The organism is Tsukamurella conjunctivitidis, assembly GCF_007858475.1.
Lineage (GTDB): Bacteria > Actinomycetota > Actinomycetes > Mycobacteriales > Mycobacteriaceae > Tsukamurella > Tsukamurella conjunctivitidis.
Genome location: NZ_VIGX01000018.1, coordinates 46,949 through 64,367 on the forward strand (window position 1 = coordinate 46,949; position 17,419 = coordinate 64,367).

16 protein-coding genes and 3 tRNA genes are annotated in these 17,419 nt (G+C 70.5%); 17 read left to right on the forward strand and 2 right to left on the reverse strand.

All coding sequences use genetic code 11. The features are described 5' to 3' along the window. Positions 1-153: 153 nt before the first annotated feature. The 13 genes from iolC to FK530_RS20590 all read left to right on the forward strand — a co-directional run bounded on the left by iolC (position 154) and on the right by FK530_RS20590 (position 12,188). Positions 154-1,131: a 5-dehydro-2-deoxygluconokinase gene (gene iolC, locus FK530_RS20530; RefSeq protein ID WP_146488833.1), complete on the forward strand. Its 978-nt coding sequence runs from the start codon at positions 154-156 to the stop codon at positions 1,129-1,131. Continuing rightward, the gene (locus FK530_RS20535) at positions 1,124-2,038 is read left to right on the forward strand and encodes a Cgl0159 family (beta/alpha)8-fold protein (protein ID WP_146488834.1); all 915 of its coding nucleotides are present in this window, start codon (positions 1,124-1,126) and stop codon (positions 2,036-2,038) included. Before iolC ends, FK530_RS20535 begins: the two co-directional genes overlap by 8 nt. 35 nt (positions 2,039-2,073) lie before the next feature. Continuing rightward, entirely contained in the window at positions 2,074-3,582 is a 1,509-nt protein-coding gene (locus FK530_RS20540; RefSeq protein WP_146488835.1) for a CoA-acylating methylmalonate-semialdehyde dehydrogenase, read from the forward strand. 56 nt (positions 3,583-3,638) lie between these two features. Beyond that, entirely contained in the window at positions 3,639-4,583 is a 945-nt protein-coding gene (locus tag FK530_RS20545) for a 5-deoxy-glucuronate isomerase (RefSeq protein WP_146488836.1), read from the forward strand. Continuing rightward, the gene (iolD, locus tag FK530_RS20550) at positions 4,580-6,529 is read left to right on the forward strand and encodes a 3D-(3,5/4)-trihydroxycyclohexane-1,2-dione acylhydrolase (decyclizing) (protein WP_146488837.1); all 1,950 of its coding nucleotides are present in this window, start codon (positions 4,580-4,582) and stop codon (positions 6,527-6,529) included. Before FK530_RS20545 ends, iolD begins: the two co-directional genes overlap by 4 nt. A gap of 56 nt (positions 6,530-6,585) precedes the next feature. Next, positions 6,586-7,530 carry a sugar phosphate isomerase/epimerase family protein gene (locus tag FK530_RS20555; protein WP_146488838.1) on the forward strand — a complete coding sequence of 315 codons (945 nt, stop codon included), beginning with the start codon at positions 6,586-6,588 and terminating at the stop codon, positions 7,528-7,530. Positions 7,531-7,571: 41 nt separating this feature from the next. After that, positions 7,572-8,594 (forward strand): Gfo/Idh/MocA family protein, encoded by a 1,023-nt coding sequence (locus FK530_RS20560; protein ID WP_146488839.1) that lies wholly within the window; start codon positions 7,572-7,574, stop codon positions 8,592-8,594. Positions 8,595-8,603: 9 nt separating this feature from the next. Then, positions 8,604-9,479: a sugar phosphate isomerase/epimerase family protein gene (locus tag FK530_RS20565; protein ID WP_146488840.1), complete on the forward strand. Its 876-nt coding sequence runs from the start codon at positions 8,604-8,606 to the stop codon at positions 9,477-9,479. 132 nt (positions 9,480-9,611) lie between these two features. Next, the gene (gene gltX / locus FK530_RS20570) at positions 9,612-11,042 is read left to right on the forward strand and encodes a glutamate--tRNA ligase (protein ID WP_231706735.1); all 1,431 of its coding nucleotides are present in this window, start codon (positions 9,612-9,614) and stop codon (positions 11,040-11,042) included. Positions 11,043-11,134: 92 nt separating this feature from the next. Next, positions 11,135-11,206, forward strand: a tRNA-Gln gene (locus FK530_RS20575). 38 nt (positions 11,207-11,244) lie between these two features. Continuing rightward, positions 11,245-11,317: transfer RNA gene (locus FK530_RS20580), tRNA-Glu, on the forward strand. Positions 11,318-11,385: 68 nt separating this feature from the next. Beyond that, a tRNA-Glu gene (locus tag FK530_RS20585) sits at positions 11,386-11,458 on the forward strand. Positions 11,459-11,645: 187 nt separating this feature from the next. After that, entirely contained in the window at positions 11,646-12,188 is a 543-nt protein-coding gene (locus FK530_RS20590; protein WP_146488842.1) for a hypothetical protein, read from the forward strand. 29 nt (positions 12,189-12,217) lie between these two features. On the opposite strand, the gene FK530_RS20595 is transcribed toward FK530_RS20590, so the two are convergent. Continuing rightward, on the reverse strand, positions 12,218-13,264 hold the full coding sequence (locus tag FK530_RS20595) for a substrate-binding domain-containing protein (RefSeq protein WP_146488843.1): 1,047 nt from the start codon (positions 13,262-13,264) through the stop codon (positions 12,218-12,220). Between the two features lie 107 nt (positions 13,265-13,371). Here FK530_RS20595 and FK530_RS20600 point away from each other — a divergent pair, with 107 nt between their 5' ends. From FK530_RS20600 to FK530_RS20615, 4 genes are all read left to right on the forward strand, one after another. After that, a complete protein-coding gene (locus FK530_RS20600; protein ID WP_146488844.1) occupies positions 13,372-13,752 on the forward strand; it encodes a MarR family transcriptional regulator in 381 nt (126 codons plus the stop codon). Positions 13,753-13,856: 104 nt separating this feature from the next. After that, a complete protein-coding gene (locus FK530_RS20605; protein WP_146488845.1) occupies positions 13,857-14,471 on the forward strand; it encodes an AmiS/UreI family transporter in 615 nt (204 codons plus the stop codon). 39 nt (positions 14,472-14,510) lie between these two features. Continuing rightward, complete coding sequence (locus FK530_RS20610; protein WP_146488846.1) at positions 14,511-15,548, forward strand: aliphatic amidase; 1,038 nt, start codon at positions 14,511-14,513, stop codon at positions 15,546-15,548. Positions 15,549-15,550: 2 nt separating this feature from the next. Beyond that, complete coding sequence (locus FK530_RS20615; RefSeq protein ID WP_158645161.1) at positions 15,551-16,675, forward strand: AAA family ATPase; 1,125 nt, start codon at positions 15,551-15,553, stop codon at positions 16,673-16,675. Positions 16,676-16,679: 4 nt separating this feature from the next. Here FK530_RS20615 and FK530_RS20620 read toward each other — a convergent pair whose 3' ends face one another. After that, positions 16,680-17,402: an IclR family transcriptional regulator gene (locus tag FK530_RS20620; protein WP_146488848.1), complete on the reverse strand. Its 723-nt coding sequence runs from the start codon at positions 17,400-17,402 to the stop codon at positions 16,680-16,682. Positions 17,403-17,419 lie beyond the last annotated feature (17 nt).

Sequence of the window (17,419 nt, forward strand, 5' to 3'; positions counted from 1 at the left end):
CCGGCTCCGGCGCGGAGCGCTCGCCTTCATTTCAATGATCTGTGCAGTTGAGAGGCTATTGAAGTATGTCGGCACCTTCTGTTAGATTGACAGGACAAACGAGCGGGAGTGATCCACATCTCGTCCGGGACCAGGCTAAGGAGGGCCTCCCACATGACTGACGCCGGTACCCACGGTGCCCCGTTCGACCTGCTCACTATCGGGCGGGTGGGGGTCGACATCTACCCCCTGCAGGACGGTGTCGGGCTCGACCGGGTCGAGACCTTCGGCAAGTACCTCGGCGGGAGCGCGACCAACGTCGCAGTGGCCGCCGCACGCCACGGCCGACGGTCCGCGGTCATCACCGCGACCGGTGCGGATCCGTTCGGGCGCTTCGTCCACCAGGAACTGGTGCGCCTCGGCGTCGACGACCGGTACGTCGGCGAGGTCCGCGGCCTGAACACCCCGGTCACCTTCTGCGAGATCTTCCCGCCGGACGACTTCCCGCTGTACTTCTACCGCGATCCGATCGCGCCGGACCTCATGGTCGACGACGACGCGCTCGACCTCGGTGCGATCCGGTCGGCCCGGATCTTCTGGGCCACGGTCACCGGACTGTCGCGTGAGCCGAGCCGCTCCGCGCACCACACCGCGTGGAACGCCCGCGGCCGTGCCCCGCTGACCGTGCTCGATCTCGACTACCGCCCGATGTTCTGGGAGTCGGCGGAGGTCGCGAGCCAGGAGGTGGGCAAGGCGCTCGAGCACGTCACCGTCGCCATCGGCAATCGCGAGGAGTGCGAGGTCGCGGTCGGTGAGACCGAGCCCGACCGGGCCGCCGACGCGCTGCTGGAGCGCGGCGTCGAACTCGCGGTGGTCAAGCAGGGGCCGAAGGGCGTCCTGGCGAAGACCCGCGACGAGCGGGTCGAGGTCGCGCCGCACTTCGTGGAGGTGATCAACGGGCTCGGCGCCGGGGACGGCTTCGGCGGCGCCGTCTGTCACGGTCTGCTTGCGGGGTGGCCGCTCGAGCGCGTGCTCCGGTTCGCCAACGTCGCGGGGGCGATCGTCGCCTCGCGCCGGGAATGCTCGACCGCCATGCCCACCACCGCAGAGGTGGAGACCGTCATCGAGGAACGAGGCGCCGACCATGTCTGATCCCATCACGCCCACGGCCGGCCCTCTCGGTGCCGCCGACTTCGATCGCCTGCGCGTCGCCCGGCACGAAAGCCCCGACGCCATCGCCGACGTGCTCGGCGCACGCATCCGCCGTCCCCTCGTCCGGGGCGACCGCAGACTGCTCATCGTCGCCGCGGACCACCCCGCCCGTGGCGCGCTGGGAGTCGGCTCCGACGCCATGGCCATGGCGGACCGGTACGAGCTGTTGCAGCGCATGGCGCTCGCGCTCTCCCGGCCCGGGGTCGACGGCGTGCTCGGCACCCCGGACGTCATCGAGGACCTCGCGTTGCTGGGCCTGCTCGACGACAAGATCGTGGTCGGTTCCATGAACCGCGGTGGCCTCCGCGGCGCGGCGTTCGAGATGGACGACCGCTACACGTCCTACGACGTACCCGCGATGCGCCGTGCCGGCCTGGATTTCGGCAAGCTCCTCGTGCGCGTCGACCTCGACGATCCCGCCACCGTCGTCACGCTCGAGGCCACGGCGCGCGCAGTCGACGCAGCGGCCGCCGCGAAGCTGCCGATCATGCTGGAGCCCTTCATGAGCCGACGCACCGACGGCAAGGTCGGCAACGACCTGTCCACGGACGCGGTCATCAACTCGGTCGCCATCGCCTCCGGCCTCGGCAACACCTCCGCCTACAGCTGGCTCAAGCTGCCGGTGGTCGACGACATGGAGCGGGTGATGGCCGCGACGACGCTGCCCACGCTGCTTCTCGGCGGCGATCCCGGCGGCGACCCCGCCGCCGTCTACGCCTCGTGGGCCAAGGCCCTCGCCCTTCCCGGGGTGCACGGCCTCGTCGTCGGGCGCACCCTGCTCTACCCCCGCGACGGCGACGTGACCGCCGCCGTCGACACCGCCGCCGGCCTCGTGCACGGCGCCTGACCACCCGCAACCACCTCCGTGAAGGAGCCAGCTCGATGACCACCACCGAGACCCTCACCGTCGTCCCGCACTGGATCGACGGCGCCGAGTACCCGTCCACCAGTGGCCGGACCGCCGACGTCTACGACCCCGCCCGCGGCGTCGTGACCAAGCGCGTCGCACTCGCCGACCGCGCCGAGATCGACGCCGCCGTGGCCTCCGCCAAGCGGGCGTCCGAGAGCTGGGGGGAACTGTCCCTCGCCAAGCGGCAGGCCGTGCTGTTCTCCTTCCGCGAGCTGCTCCACGCCCGCAAGGGCGAGCTCGCCGAGATCATCACGAGCGAGCACGGCAAGGTCCTCTCGGACGCGCTGGGCGAGATCAGCCGCGGCCAGGAGGTCGTCGAGTTCGCCTGCGGCATGGCGCATCACCTCAAGGGCGAGTACAGCGAGCAGGTGTCCTCCGGGATCGATGTCTACTCCACTCGTCAGCCGCTCGGCGTGGTCGCGGTGATCAGCCCGTTCAACTTCCCCGCGATGGTGCCCGCGTGGTTCTTCCCCATCGCGATCGCTGCGGGCAACGCCGTGGTGCTCAAGCCCAGCGAGAAGGATCCGTCGGCCGCGATCTGGATCGCGGAGCTGTGGCGCGAGGCGGGCCTGCCCGAGGGCGTCTTCACCGTGCTCAACGGCGACAAGGAGGCGGTCGACGGCCTGCTGACCCACCCGGACGTCGCCGCCGTCTCCTTCGTCGGCTCGACGCCCATCGCCCGGTACGTCTACGAGACCGCCACCGCGCACGGTAAGCGGGTGCAGGCCCTCGGCGGCGCCAAGAACCACATGCTGGTGCTGCCCGACGCCGACCTCGCCCTGACCGCCGACGCCGCGATCAACGCCGGCTTCGGATCGGCCGGCGAGCGGTGCATGGCGATCTCGGTCGTCGTCGCGGTCGAGCCCGTCGCGGACGCGCTGATCGAGGAGATCTCGGCCCGCATGGCCGGCCTCCGGATCGGCGACGGCCGCCGCGGCTGCGACATGGGCCCGCTGGTCACGCAGGTGCACCGCGACAAGGTCGCCTCCTACATCGACGTCGCGATCGAGGACGGTGCGGATGTCGTGGTCGACGGCCGCGACGTGAACCCCGACGGCGACGCGGGCGGCTTCTGGCTCGGACCGACCCTGATCGACCGCGTGCCGACCACCTCCCGCGTGTACACCGAGGAGATCTTCGGACCCGTCCTCGCTGTGGTGCGCGTCGCCTCCTACGAGGAGGGCGTGGACCTCATCAACGCGGGCGCCTTCGGCAACGGCACCGCGATCTTCACCAACGACGGTGGTGCCGCGCGCCGGTTCCAGAAGGACATCCGTGTGGGCATGGTGGGCATCAACGTCCCGATCCCGGTTCCCGTGGCCACGTTCAGCTTCGGTGGTTGGAAGGATTCGATGTTCGGCGACACCAAGGCGCACGGCGCCGAGGGCGTCAAGTTCTTCACGCAGCTCAAGGCCATCACGAGCCGGTGGCTCGACCCGAGCCACGGCGGGGTCGACCTGGGATTCCCGCAGAACGACTGACGCGGGCCGACAACGGCAGCAACATCGTCCGCGAGGACTGACGAGAGAGGACGGCGATGGCGACGACGCCCAACGAATGGTTCCACGCCCGAGGCGCGCTGGCGCGCGACGGGTGGGAGTCAGTGGTCGACGGTTCCCTCCCCGGCTGGGCGCACACGGGGATCCGCGTCGCGGACGTCGGAGACGAACCGATGCCCCTGCCCGGCGGTGACATCGAGCGCATCGTCGTGCCGCTCTCGGGCCGTGTCGTCGTCGAGCTCGACGCGGCCGCCGCTGCGGGCTTCGATGCCGGCGCCGTCGTCACGCTCCCCGGGCGAGCCTCCGTCTTCGACGGCCCCACCGATGTCCTGTACGTCGGCGCCGGTGGCGGGTTCAGCCTGCGCGGCCCGGCGCGCGTGGCGATCGCAGAGGCCCCGACCTCGCAGCGCCGTCCCACCCGGCACGTCGCTGCGGGCGAGGTGCCCGTCGAGGTGCGCGGCGCGGGTCGGGACACCCGGCAGGTGCACAACTTCGGTACCCCGGGCGCGCTCGATGCGGCGGCCCTCATCGTGTGCGAAGTGATCACCCCGGGCGGGAACTGGAGCAGCCACCCGGCCCACAAGCACGACGAGCACATCGCCGGCCACGAGTCGCGCCTCGAGGAGATCTACTACTTCGAGGCGGCGCCCGCCCGTGGCTTGCCCGCCGGGACCGTCCCCGAGACCGCCGACGCCTTCGGCAGTTTCGTCACCTACTCGTCGGCGGCGGGGGAGATCGACACCCACGCCCTCGTCCGCACCGGCGACATCGCCCTCGTGCCCTTCGGATACCACGGCCCGGCGATGGCCGCACCCGAGTACGACCTCTACTACCTCAACGTCATGGCCGGCCCCGACCCCGACCGGGTGTGGCTGATCAGCGACGACCCGCGGCAGGCATGGCTGCGGGACACCTGGCCCGCGCAGGGCCCCGACCCGCGGCTGCCCTACACGGCTGCACCGACCGAAGGAGACGAGCGATGAGCACCCGGCGGATGACCGTGGGCCAGGCCCTCATCGAGTTCCTGGCGCACCAGTGGACCGTGGACGAGACGGTGCACGCCGACGGGACCGTGACCGAGGTGCGCGAGCGCACAGTGCCCGCGACGTTCGGCATCTTCGGCCACGGGAACGTCGCCGGTGTGGGCCAGGCGCTGTTGCAGTACGCGGCTACCGACGCCGGTCTCATGCCCTACCACCAGGCCCGCAACGAGCAGGCCATGGTGCACCAGGCCGTCGGCTACGCCCGCATGCACCGCCGGCGCGGCACGTACGCGTGCACCGCCTCGGTCGGTCCCGGCGCCGCCAACATGCTGACCGGCGCCGCGCTCGCGACCGCGAACCGCTTGCCCGCCCTGCTCCTGGTGTCCGACACGTTCGCCACCCGCGTGGCCGATCCGGTGCTGCAGCAGCTCGAGCACCCCCACGACATCGGGCTGCAGGTCTCCGACGCCTTCCGGCCGCTGTCGAGGTTCTTCGACCGGGTGCAGCGGCCCGAGCAGCTGTTCTCCGTCGCGCTCGCCGCGATGCGGGTACTCACGGACCCCGCGGAGACCGGCGCCGTGACCATCGCCCTCCCGGAGGACGTCCAGGCCGAGGCCGTCGACGTTCCCGAGGAGTTCCTCGCCGACCGCGAGTGGCACCTGCGCCGGCCCCTGCCCGAGCGCGGACCGCTCGCCCGCGCCGCCGCGGCGATCCGCGGCGCACGGCGTCCCCTGATCGTCGCCGGCGGTGGCGTCCTGTACGCCGGCGCCGAGGACGAGTTGCGGCGGTTCGCGGAGGCGACGTCGATCCCCGTCGGCACCACGCAGGCGGGAGGCGGCGTGCTCCCCTGGGACCACCCGCTGAACCTCGGCGGTGTGGGGGCCACCGGCACGGCAGCGGCCAACGCCGTCGCCGCGCAGGCCGACGTGGTCATCGGCGTCGGCACCCGGTACAGCGATTTCACCACTGCCAGCCGTACCGCATTCCAAGACGCGGGAGTGCGTTTCGTCAATCTCAACGTCGCGTCGTTCGACGCCTACAAGCACGGCTCCCAGCTACCGCTCGTCGCCGATGCGCGCGAGGGCCTCGCGGCGCTGCGGACCGAACTCGCGGACTACCGCGTCCCCGACGAGGCCGTCGCCGTCGCCGCCGCCGTCAAGGCCGACTGGGACGCGGTCGTGGACGCCGCCCTCGCGCCCACGGGCGCGGACCTCCCCGGCCAGCCCGAGGTGATCGGCGCGGTGCACGCCGCGATGGACCCCGCCGACGTGATCATCCAGGCCGCGGGCTCCTTGCCGGGAGACCTGCAGAAGCTCTGGCGGGTGCGGGATCCGCTCGGCTACCACGTCGAGTACGCGTTCTCCTGCATGGGTTATGAGATCGCCGGCGGCCTCGGCGCCAAGCGCGGGCTGCTCGCCCTCGGCGACGACCGCGACGTGGTCGTCATGGTCGGCGACGGTTCGTACCTGATGCTGAACAGCGAGCTGGTGACCGCGGTCGCGGAGGGCATCAAGCTGATCGTGGTGATCGTCGAGAACCAGGGCTACGCGTCGATCGGTCATCTCTCGGAGACCGTCGGATCGCAGCGGTTCGGCACCCGCTACCGCACCGCCGACGAGTCCGGCGGTGTCCCCGCGCCGGATCTCGAACGCGGCGATTTCCTCCCCGTCGACCTCGCGGCGAACGCCCGCAGCTACGGCGCGCGGGTCATCGACATCGCGCCCGGGGCGGGCTCGGTGGCGGCGCTCACCGAGGCCGTGCGCGCAGCCAAGGCGGCGTCCGGCCCCACCGTCATCCAGATCCACAACGACCCGTATCTCTACGCCCCCGAGGGCGACGGCTGGTGGGACGTGCCCGTCGCCGCGGTCTCCGCGATCGACAGCACCGCCACCGCCCGCGCCGAGTACCTCGAGCAGCAGAAGGCGCAGCGACCCCTGCTCGGCTGAGCCGCGCCCGACACCAGCGCCCACCACTCCGCACGACCCACGTAAGGACCACCGACATGACCGACACCCTGGGCACGACCGCCTCCGCAGCCGCCCACACCGAGGGCCTCCGGATCGGCACCGCCCCCGACTCGTGGGGCGTCTGGTTCCCGGACCACCCGCGGCAGACTCCGTGGGAACGCTTCCTCGACGAGGTGGCCGAGGCCGGTTACCACTACATCGAACTGGGCCCGTACGGCTACCTGCCGACCGACCCCGAGCGTCTGCGCGACGAACTCGACAAGCGGGACCTCGAGCTGTCGGGCGGCACCATCTTCACCGGCTTCCACAAGGGCGCCGATCAGTGGGACCGCGCCTGGAAGCAGGTGAGCGAGGTCGCGACGCTCGTGGGCGCCCTGGGCGCCGAGCACATCGTCGTCATCCCCGATCTCTGGCGCTCCGATCTCACGGGTGAGGCCCTCGAATCCCGGACGCTCGACGACGACCAGTGGAAGGCCCTCGCCGCCGGCCACGATCGGCTCGGCAAGGCCCTGGCGGAGGAGTACGGGATCAAGCAGCAGTTCCACTCGCACGCCGACAGCCACGTCGGCACCACCGGCGAGGTGGAGCGGCTCCTCGCCGAGACGGACCCGCGTTACCTCAACCTCTGCCTCGACACCGGTCACTTCGCGTACTACGGCGGTGACAACGTGGCCCTCATGCAGCGCCATCCGGAGCGCATCGGCTACCTGCACCTCAAGCAGATCGACCCGGCTCTGATCTGGGAGGTGCTCAAGAACGACACCCCGTTCGCCGACGCGGCCTCCGCGATCATGGTCGAGCCGCCGAACGGGATTCCGGACTTCGCCCCGGTGATCGAGGCGGCGCTGCGGATCAACCCGGACCTGTTCGCCATCGTCGAACAGGACATGCCCGGCTGCGACATCGACCTGCCGGCGGGCATCGCGACCCGTACCCGGCAGCACATCTTCGGCTGCCACCCGCTCACCCGCACCCGCTGACCCGCATCCCGGGACCGAGACCTGCAAGGAGACACCGCACCATGACCAACGACCTCCGCGTCGCCGTGGTCGGCGCCGGCATGATGGGCGCCGACCACGTGGGGCGCATCGCCACCACCATCGCGGGGGCGACCGTCTCCGCCGTCGTCGAACCCGACGAGGCGCGCCGGACCGCCGCCCTCGGACTCGCGCCCGGCGCCGCCGGATTCGCCGACCTCGACGCGGCCCTCGCCTCCGGCGTCGTCGACGCCGTCCTCGTCGCCACCCCGGGGCAGTTCCACGAGCAGGCCCTGCTGAAGGTCCTCGCCGCCGGCCTGCCCGTGCTCTGCGAGAAGCCGCTCACCCAGGACCCCGAATCCTCCTGGCGCGTCGTCGAGGCCGAGATGGCCGGCGGCCGACAGCTGATCCAGGTCGGCTTCATGCGCCGCTTCGACCGCGAGTACGAGGAGCTGCGGAAGGTGGTGGCGGCCAAGCCCGCCGGCGAGCTCGTCATGCTGCACGCCCGCCACCGCAACGCCTCCGTGCCCGAGAGCTACGTGCAGACCATGCTCATCAACGACTCCGTGGTGCACGAGTTCGACGTCGTGCCGTGGCTGGCCGGCGGGGTCGTGACCTCGGTCGAGGTGAAGTACCCGCGCCGCAACTCGCGGAGCCCGGAGCACCTGCGCGAGCCGATCCTGGTGCTGATCGAGCTCGACAACGGTGTGCTCGTCGACGTCGAGATGAACGTCTCCATCGAATTCGGCTACCAGGTCGAGACCGAGGCGGTCTTCGAGCGCGGCGTCGCCCGGATCGGCGAGCCCGCGGGCCTGCAGATGTGGCAGCAGGGCCGGTTCTCGGTCGCCGACCACGCGGACTTCACCACCCGGTTCCGGGAGGCGTACGACCGTCAGGTGCAGGCCTGGGTCGACGCCGCTAAGGCGGGAACCATCGCCGGGCCGTCGGCCTTCGACGGCTACAAGGTGGCGGTGTGCTGCGCCGCCGGCGTGCAGGCCCTGGAGACGGCCGGCCCCGTGCCCGTCGAGCTCCCCGAGATGCCGGCGTTCTACGCCGAGCGCGCCTAGGGGGGCACCGTGGTCCGCATCGCCCTCGACCCCACTCCGTACCACTCGACGCACGACTTCGAGGACTTCTTCGACGTGGCCGCCACAGCCGGCTACGAGTGGATCCAGCTGACACCGCACGCCGACTTCATCCCGTTCTTCGCGCATCCGCGCGTGGACCGGGCGCAGCTCGCCCGGGTGCGCAAGCGCGCCGCCGACGCGGGGGTCGGGGTCACGTCGCTCCTTCCCGTGCAGCGCATCTCGTGGCCCGACGAGCCGCAGCGTGAGACCGCCGTCCGGAATTTCCGGCGCATCATCGCGATCGCCGCCGAGCTCGAGGTCCCCGTGATCAACACCGAGTTCAGCGGCCGGCCCGAACGCGCCGAGGAATCCGAAGCCGCGTTCTACCGGTCCATGGAGGAGATCGTGCCGCTGCTCGAGCGCGAGGGCGTCACGCTCAACATCGACCCGCACCCCGACGACTTCGTCGAGGACGGGCTCGAGGCCTGGCGGATCATCCGTGGGCTGGACACGCCCGCCGTCGGCTTCGTCTACGTGGGCAGCCACACCTTCCACTACGGCGACCGCGCCGCCTCGCTGATCCCGCAACTGGGGGAGCGGCTCGGCGCCGTGTACGCCGCCGACACCTTCGACCACCACCGGTCGCACGGTCTGCGGTACATCACCAACCCGCCGGGCAACGCGGTCCGCGTGCACCAGCACCTCACGATCGGCGACGGCGACGTCGACTGGGACGAACTGTTCGGCGTGCTCGGCGCGTCGGGCTTCCTCGCCCGGGAGGACGCGATCATCTGCTCCAACGTCTTCGCCGAGGACGAGCGCGCGGACGAGGTCTCCGCGCTCCAGCTCGAGAAGATCCGGGCGCTGGTCGCGGCGCACTCGTGAACGGACGCGCTGCGCGCGGCGACTACCCTGGACCCCGTGACTGAGTCTTCCGCCGCACCGTCGAACGCCGCCGCGCCCGGTTCCGTCCGGGTGCGCTTCTGCCCCTCGCCCACCGGCACGCCGCACGTCGGCATGGTGCGCACCGCGCTGTTCAACTTCGCCCACGCGCGACACACGGGCGGCACCTTCGTCTTCCGCATCGAGGACACCGACGCCGCCCGCGACAGCGAGGAGAGCTACGCCGCGATCCTCGAGTCGCTGCGCTGGCTCGGACTCGACTGGGACGAGGGGCCCGAGGTGGGCGGACCGTACGGCCCCTATCGGCAGTCCGAGCGCAAGGACCTGCACTTGGACGTCGTGCGGCGCCTCGTCGAGGGCGGTTTCGCCTACGAGGCCTTCTCGACGCCCGAGGAGGTGGAGGCGCGGCACGTCGCCGCGGGCCGTAACCCGAAGCTGGGCTACGACAACTTCGACCGCGACCTCACCGAGGAGCAGAAGGCCGCCTACCTGGCGGAGGGGCGCAGCCCCGTCGTGCGCCTGCGGATGCCCGACCACGACTTCACCTGGAACGACATGGTGCGCGGCGAGACCACCTTCGCCGCGGGCAGCGTGCCCGACTTCGCGCTCACCCGCGCCAACGGCGACCCGCTGTACACCCTCGTCAACCCCGTCGACGACGCGATGATGAGGATCACGCACGTGCTGCGCGGCGAGGACCTGCTCAGCTCCACGCCGCGCCAGATCGCGCTGTACGAGGCGCTGGCGGAGATCGGCGTCGCCGAGCGCACCCCCGAGTTCGGGCACCTGCCCTTCGTGATGGGGGAGGGCAACAAGAAGCTCTCCAAGCGCGATCCCGAGTCGAACCTCTTCCACCACCGCGACCGCGGCTTCCTCCCCGAGGGCCTGCTCAACTACCTCGCGCTGCTCGGCTGGGGCATCTCGCCGGACAACGACGTCTTCAGCCTCGACGAGATGATCGCCGCCTTCGACGTGCACCGGGTGAACTCCAACCCCGCCCGCTTCGACCAGAAGAAGGCCGACGCGATCAACGCCGAGCACATCCGACTGCTCGCGCCCGCGGACTTCGAGGCGCGCCTGCGGGCCTTTCTCGTGGACCGGGGCTACGTCGACGGTGCGCGGCTGGGCCCGGAGTTCGCTACCGCCGCGGAACTCGTCCAGACCCGCATCGTGGTGCTCTCGGACGCCTGGGACCTGCTGAAGTTCCTGTACGTGGACGAGGCCGACTTCGCCGTGGATCCCGCGGCCGCGGCCAAGAACATCAAGGCCGACGCCGGTCAGGTGCTGGACGAGAGCATCGCCGTACTCGACGCGCTCACGGACTGGACCACCGCGACCATCGAGGGCGCCCTCAAGGGCCGGCTCATCGACGAGTTGGAACTCAAGCCGCGCAAGGCCTACGCCCCGATCCGCGTGGGCGTCACCGGCTCGCCCATCAGCCCGCCCCTGTTCGAATCGCTGGAGCTGCTCGGCCGCGAGCGCACCCTGGCGCGTCTCGCGGCCGCCCGCGTCCTGGTGCCCGCCGACGGTGCCGCCCAGCAGTAGGGGATGACCTGGCGATTTGGCGTTCCCAGCGCGGCTGGGTAAGCTGGATCGCGGCTCAAAACGAGGTCGGAAACGGCCTCGGGGAGAGTCATTGGCCTATGGTGTAATTGGCAACACAGCTGATTCTGGTTCAGCCATTCTAGGTTCGAGTCCTGGTAGGCCAGCGTGACAGCGCCCTCCGCGTGCGGAGGGCGCAGTCCTAGCCCCCGTCGTCTAGCGGCCTAGGACGCCGCCCTCTCACGGCGGTAGCGTGGGTTCGAATCCCATCGGGGGTACGTTCCGGTGCAGGTGTGCTACCTTCATCGGACTGCTGCGGCGCTTCGGCGCAGCGGCATCAGTTCTAGCCCCCGTCGTCTAGCGGCCTAGGACGCCGCCCTCTCACGGCGGTAGCGTGGGTTCGAATCCCATCGGGGGTACAACGGAAGGCCCGGATCCTGCGATCCGGGCCTTCGCCGTATCGGCGTCCCTCCGTGGTGAACGAGGCAGGGGTGGCGTGGCCTGTGACCGTCCCGTCTTCGCCACGCAGTATTCTGTATGTGTGATGCCGAATGGATGGACGCCTACGGGGGCGTGCGTCGGAGCGCGGGGTTTCGAGGGCTCGGCATGGTGATCGACACGCCGTGGGTGGAGATGTCGGACGTCGCCGCGTCCTCGGTCGGTGGATGGCGGGCCGTCTGGGTGGTGGTAGCCATCGCGGTGGCCTTTCTGCCGTTCATCCTGTGGAAGGCGCGATGGGCGGGGCGGTGGCCGTGGTGGAGGTCGGTGCTGTTCGTCATCGCCTGGTTCTGTGTGGGTGTGCCCATCGCGGCGGTCATCGCCGGCGACACGCATGCGACCACGGGCGCCGACGACGTCGTGTCGCGCGCTATGAGGTCTCGACCCGCGATGCTGCAGTCCGGCTCGGTCATCGTGGATCCGTCCGATCACTCGGCGGGAACGTCGATGCATGCGCCGTATCAGGGGGAGAGCGTGGATCACGCCGTCACCTTCACGGTGGCGACCGCCACCGGTTCGACGTCGCGCTGCCGCGGCACGGTGACCTTGAAGCGGGACGAAGCGCGCAGGGGTCGGACTGCGCCCGTCTACGCTCGACTGGTTGCGCAGTGCGCGCCCTTCGCGGCTGCGGAGTCGCCGGCGGCGCCGTGAGCGACGACTCCACTCGGTGCGCTGCGCCGTCAGAGCTGGTCGATCACGTCGAAGTCGCAGCCCTCCGCCCGCGCCAGGTACATGCGCTGATGCGCGTGGCCGTCGCGGAGCGCCATGTTGCCGCGGGCACCCTCGTAGTGCACGCCGCCCACCCCCGCCATGATGTCGCGGACGTCCGTGCTGCGCACCGTCGACAACAGGGACTCCAGCAGGAGCATGCCCTCGAAACAGGATTCGCCCATCGACGTGGGCGTACAGGCGTCCGGGCCGAACCGGCCGAAGTAGCGCGCGCCGAACTCCATCGACTCGGACGTGACCACGGAATCGAAGTAGCCCGCGGACGCGAAGAGGTCGCGCGTCGCGTCGGGGCCCGAGGCCATGAGCATGTGCTCGTCCATGAGCGGGGAGTAGCGCGCGAATGCCCCGTCGAGGCCCGCCGCGGCGAAGGCCCGGTTGAACTCCACGGCGTCCTGTCCGAGCAGCAGCATGAGGACGCCGTCGGCGTCGGAGCGCGCGATGTCGGTGATCACGGAGGAGAAGTCCACGGTGCCGACCGGGACGAAGCGTGCGCCGACGAGGTCGTCGCCGAGGCGCCGGGCGAAGCGCACGCAGGCCTTCGCGCTGTCGCGGGCCCAGAGGTAGTCGCTGCCGACGATCCACCAGCGGCGCAGGCCGCGTTCTCGACGGAGCCATTCGAGCGCGGGAAGGATCTGCTCCTCGGGCGTCTCACCAGTGAGGAAGACGCCGGCGGTCGATTCCCCGCCCTCGTAGAGCGCCGTGTAGACGTAGGGCACCCGCAGGTCGAGGCGCGCGGAGAGGGCCCGCCGCACGTCCGAGGTGTGCCAGCCCACGATGGCGTCGATCTCGCCCGCTGCCAGCAGAGTCTCGACCTCGCGGGTCACGTTCGCGACGCCGGTGGCCGAGTCGATGGGGCGGACGGCCAACTCGCGCCCCAGGATTCCGCCCCGGGTATTGATGTCGTCGGCGGCCAGCGTCGTGCAACTGAGGCACGACGGACCGAACAGCCCCGCGGGGCCACGTCGGGGATACAACAACCCAACGGTGTACTCGCTCATGGACGTCCGCTCGTCTGAAGTCCTGCACTACGGACCGTGTACGACCGAGCGTACGCGGAGAGCGCTCGCGTCCGCGAGGGAACGCGATAGAGTGGTCGCGGATTGCGATGACACAGTCGAGGATCGGGGCGGCGATGGACGCGAACGCGGACCTGCGGGAGGCGCCGGCGCGCACCGCTTTCGCGGCCGTGTGCGAAGCCGACGACCTCGTCATGAACGTGCTCGCTCCGGCGCTCGCCGAGCACGACCTCACCGTCGAGCACTTCCGTGCCCTACGGCTCCTGGCCTCGGTCGAGGGTGCCACGGTCGGTGAACTCGCCGCCCGCACCGGTACGACCCCGTCGTCGACCACGCGCCTCGTCGACCGTCTCGTCGAGCGCAATCTCGCGTACCGCCGGCCGGCCCCGGGTGACCGTCGCAGTGTCCTGCTGACACTGTCCGATACCGGCCGCGAGGTGTGGGAGTCGCTCGTCCTGCGTCTCTCGTAACCGTCCTCACCTGCGTTTTCGTTGATTCCGCTGCGCGCATACGACTGTCCGCCAATACTACCGATCAGGGATAGTGCCGAATCGGTAATAAATCGGGAGTCGCGATGACCACGCTGGGACTGTTGTTCGTCGGAGCCGTTCTGTTCGTCAACGGGGCGTGGTTCCTCGGGGCGGTCTCCGCCCGCGAGGCGGGCGTCTTCAACCTCTTCGTCGGGGGGATGCAGGTCGTCCTGCCCACCCTCGCGGTGGTCGCCGCCGACGGGGATCTCGGCGGCGTCTTCGGTGCCGGGTCGAGCTATCTGTTCGGCTTCACCTATCTCTTCGTCGGCGTCAACAACCTGATGGGCAACGACGGTCGCGGACTCGGCTGGTACTCGATCTTCGTGGCCGCCATGGCCGTCGTCTTCGGCTCCTTCTCGTTCGCCTCCGACCCCGTCTTCGGCGTCATCTGGTTCGTCTGGGCCGTGATGTGGCTGTTGTTCTTCCTCATCCTCGCCCTCGGGAAGACGGCGCTGATGCCGTTCACCGGTTGGCTGATCCTGATCGGCTCGCACGTGACCTGCACGATTCCCGCGCTCCTGGCGTGGCGCGGGAACTGGCCCACCAGTACCTCCGCCGCGCTGTGGGCCGCGGCCGTCGCCGTGGCACTCCTGGTGCTCAGCGCGGTGGCCGCGAAGGCACTGCCGAAGTTCCCGATCCTCACGCCCGCGACCGTCTGAAACCCCTGCACGACACCGCAATCAACGAAAGGTTCCACCATGCGTCACGGAGACATCTCCTCCAGCCCGGATACCGTCGGCGTCGCCGTCGTCAACTACAAGATGCCCCGCCTGCACGATCGCGCGGGCGTCATCGAGAACTGTCACAAGATCGCCGAGATGATCGTCGGGATGAAGGCCGGCCTGCCGGGCATGGACCTCGTCGTCTTCCCCGAGTACTCCACGCAGGGCATCATGTACGACCCCGACGAGATGTACGCGACCGCCGCCGCGATCCCCGGAGAGGAGACCAAGATCTTCTCCGACGCCTGCCGCAAGGCGGGCACCTGGGGCGTCTTCTCGATCACCGGCGAGCAGCACGAGGACCACCCGATCAAGCCGCCGTACAACACCCTGATCCTCATCAACGATCAGGGTGAGATCGTCCAGAAGTACCGCAAGATCATCCCCTGGGCGCCGATCGAGGGGTGGTACCCCGGCAGTTCGACCTACGTGGTCGACGGCCCCAAGGGGCTCAAGGTCTCACTCATCGTGTGCGACGACGGCAACTACCCGGAGATCTGGCGCGACTGCGCGATGAAGGGCGCCGAGCTCGTCGTGCGGTGCCAGGGCTACATGTACCCGTCGAAGGACCAGCAGGTGCTCATGGCGAAGGCGATGGCGTGGGCCAACAACGTCTACGTCGCCGTCGCGAACGCCGCGGGCTTCGACGGTGTCTACTCCTACTTCGGCCACTCGGCGATCATCGGTTTCGACGGACGCACCCTCGGTGAGACCGGCGAGGAGGAGTACGGCATCCAGTACGCGCAGCTCTCCGTCTCGACGATCCGCGACGCCCGCAAGCACGATCAGTCGCAGAACCACCTGTTCAAGATCCTCCACCGCGGCTACACGGGTATCCACGCCGCGGGCGAGGGCGACAAGGGCGTCGCCGAGTGCCCGTTCGACTTCTACAAGCTGTGGGTCACCGACGCCGAGGCGGCGCGGGAGCAGGTCGAATCCTTCACGCGCGACACGATCGGCGTGGCCGAATGCCCCGTCGGCACCATCCCCACCGAGAAGACCCGCGAGGCGTAACCGTGCCCTTCATCACCGATCGCCTGGCCGCCGAGGGTGTCGACCTCGGCGGCCGGGAGGCCACTCGCCCCACGGACGCCGACTTCGCCAAGGCGGCGATCGGGCGGGTCGACGCGGCGCGGATCCTGGCGCAGCTGCGTGCCAACGTCTTCGGCCAGGACCACGCGATCGAGTCGATCTTCAAGACCCTGTCCGTGGTGCAGGCGGGCCTCACCGACAAGACGCGGCCGCTCGCGAGCCATCTCCTCGTGGGGCCCACCGGGACTGGGAAGACGGAGATCGTGCGCCAGCTCGCGTCCGCGCTGCGGACCGGGCCCGACGACTTCTGCCAGGTGGACATGTCGGCGATGGCGCAGGAGCACTACGCGGCCTCCTTCGCCGGGGCTCCGCCCGGCTACTCGGGCTCGAAGGAGGGGCTGAGCGTCTTCGACCGGGACCGGATCGAGGGGACGGTCTCGATGCCGGGGATCGTGCTCTTCGACGAGGTCGAGAAGGCGCACACGACCGTGCTGCGGGCGCTGCTGCACGTCCTCGACCGGGGGCAGCTGACGCTCGCGAACGGTCAGCAGCGGTACGACTTCCGCAACTGCCTGGTGTTCATGACCTCCAACCTCGGCAGCCGCGAGCTGCGCGCCGAGCAGGAGCGCCCGTGGCACCGCGCCGGGCGTTCGGTCTCGCGGTTGCTGCCCGCGGCGGCGGGGGAGCGTGTGGACCGCGTCCTGGAGGGCCGCCTGGACCGGATCTCGGAGCAGTCGATCGCGCGGTTCTTCGACCCGGAGTTCCTCAACCGGATCGACGAGGTGACACTGTTCGAGGAGCTCTCCCAGGACACCGCGGTCGAGGTGGCGCGCCACGAGCTGGCGATGTTCGCCGACCGTGCGCGCAAGCGCGGTGTGGACCTGACGATCGACGACGCCGTGGCCGCACTCCTCGTCGAGACCGGATTCGACCCGGTCTACGGTGCGCGGTCGGTGCGCCGAGCGATCCGGCACGACGTGTGGCCGATGGTCGCCGAGACGGTGATCGCGCACCGGGCGGCGCGCATGGCCGACACCGCGAGCCGCGTCTCCGCTGCCCTCGTGGTCGACGACGGCGCGGTGCGCTGCCGTGTGGGCGAGGCGGGCTAGTCGCTCAGATCCGCCGCTGCAGCGCCTCGGCGGCCTGGAGGAGGTCCGCGGCCCAGCGGGCCCCGGGCCGGCGGCCCATGCGGTCGATGGGCCCCGAGACCGAGATCGCTGCGATCACCTCGCCCCGCGGATTGCGGACCGGCGCGGAGACGCTCGCGACGCCGGACTCGCGCTCACCCGCGCTCTGGGCCCAGCCGCGCTTGCGGACCTCGGCGAGCACCCGGTCGCTGAAGGAGGAATCCGTCCGGGGGTCGGCCCACGCCGCGAGCACCTTCGCTCCCGAGCCGGCGGTCATCGGTAGGCGGGAACCCACCGGTACGGTGTCCCGCAGGCCCGACGGCGGTTCCGCGGCGGCCACGCACACCCGGTGATCGCCCTCGCGGCGGTACAGCTGGACGGACTCCCCGGTGATCTCGCGGAGCCGCGGCAGCACCATCGCCGCCGTCTCTACGAGGGCATCGGCGGTGCTGGCCGCGAGCTCGCGCAGCGCGGAGCCGGGGCGCCACAGACCGTCGCCGTCCCTGGTGAGCAGTCCGTGCAGCTCCAGGCCCACGGCCAGGCGGTGCGCGGTCGCCCTCGGCAGGCCCGTGCGGCCGCACAGGTCGGCCAGGCTCGCGGGCTCCTCCGCGGCCGCGCGAAGCACGGCGACGGACTTGTCGAGCACGCCGATGCCACTCACCGGGGTGAGACTTTCGGGGGCGTCCGGCAGTGCGGTATCCTTTCCCATAGTTCGATACTAGGCTC

Coding starts and splice junctions, on each gene's coding strand:
- FK530_RS20590 (WP_146488842.1), top strand. CDS start 11,646: ATGGTGATCGACACGCCGTGGGTGGAGATGTCGGACGTCGCCGCGTCC.
- FK530_RS20560 (WP_146488839.1), top strand. CDS start 7,572: ATGACCAACGACCTCCGCGTCGCCGTGGTCGGCGCCGGCATGATGGGC.
- FK530_RS20595 (WP_146488843.1), bottom strand. CDS start 13,264: ATGAGCGAGTACACCGTTGGGTTGTTGTATCCCCGACGTGGCCCCGCG.
- FK530_RS20555 (WP_146488838.1), top strand. CDS start 6,586: ATGACCGACACCCTGGGCACGACCGCCTCCGCAGCCGCCCACACCGAG.
- FK530_RS20545 (WP_146488836.1), top strand. CDS start 3,639: ATGGCGACGACGCCCAACGAATGGTTCCACGCCCGAGGCGCGCTGGCG.
- FK530_RS20620 (WP_146488848.1), bottom strand. CDS start 17,402: ATGGGAAAGGATACCGCACTGCCGGACGCCCCCGAAAGTCTCACCCCG.
- iolD (WP_146488837.1), top strand. CDS start 4,580: ATGAGCACCCGGCGGATGACCGTGGGCCAGGCCCTCATCGAGTTCCTG.
- FK530_RS20600 (WP_146488844.1), top strand. CDS start 13,372: ATGACACAGTCGAGGATCGGGGCGGCGATGGACGCGAACGCGGACCTG.
- FK530_RS20540 (WP_146488835.1), top strand. CDS start 2,074: ATGACCACCACCGAGACCCTCACCGTCGTCCCGCACTGGATCGACGGC.
- gltX (WP_231706735.1), top strand. CDS start 9,612: ATGGTGCGCACCGCGCTGTTCAACTTCGCCCACGCGCGACACACGGGC.
- FK530_RS20535 (WP_146488834.1), top strand. CDS start 1,124: ATGTCTGATCCCATCACGCCCACGGCCGGCCCTCTCGGTGCCGCCGAC.
- FK530_RS20610 (WP_146488846.1), top strand. CDS start 14,511: ATGCGTCACGGAGACATCTCCTCCAGCCCGGATACCGTCGGCGTCGCC.
- iolC (WP_146488833.1), top strand. CDS start 154: ATGACTGACGCCGGTACCCACGGTGCCCCGTTCGACCTGCTCACTATC.
- FK530_RS20605 (WP_146488845.1), top strand. CDS start 13,857: ATGACCACGCTGGGACTGTTGTTCGTCGGAGCCGTTCTGTTCGTCAAC.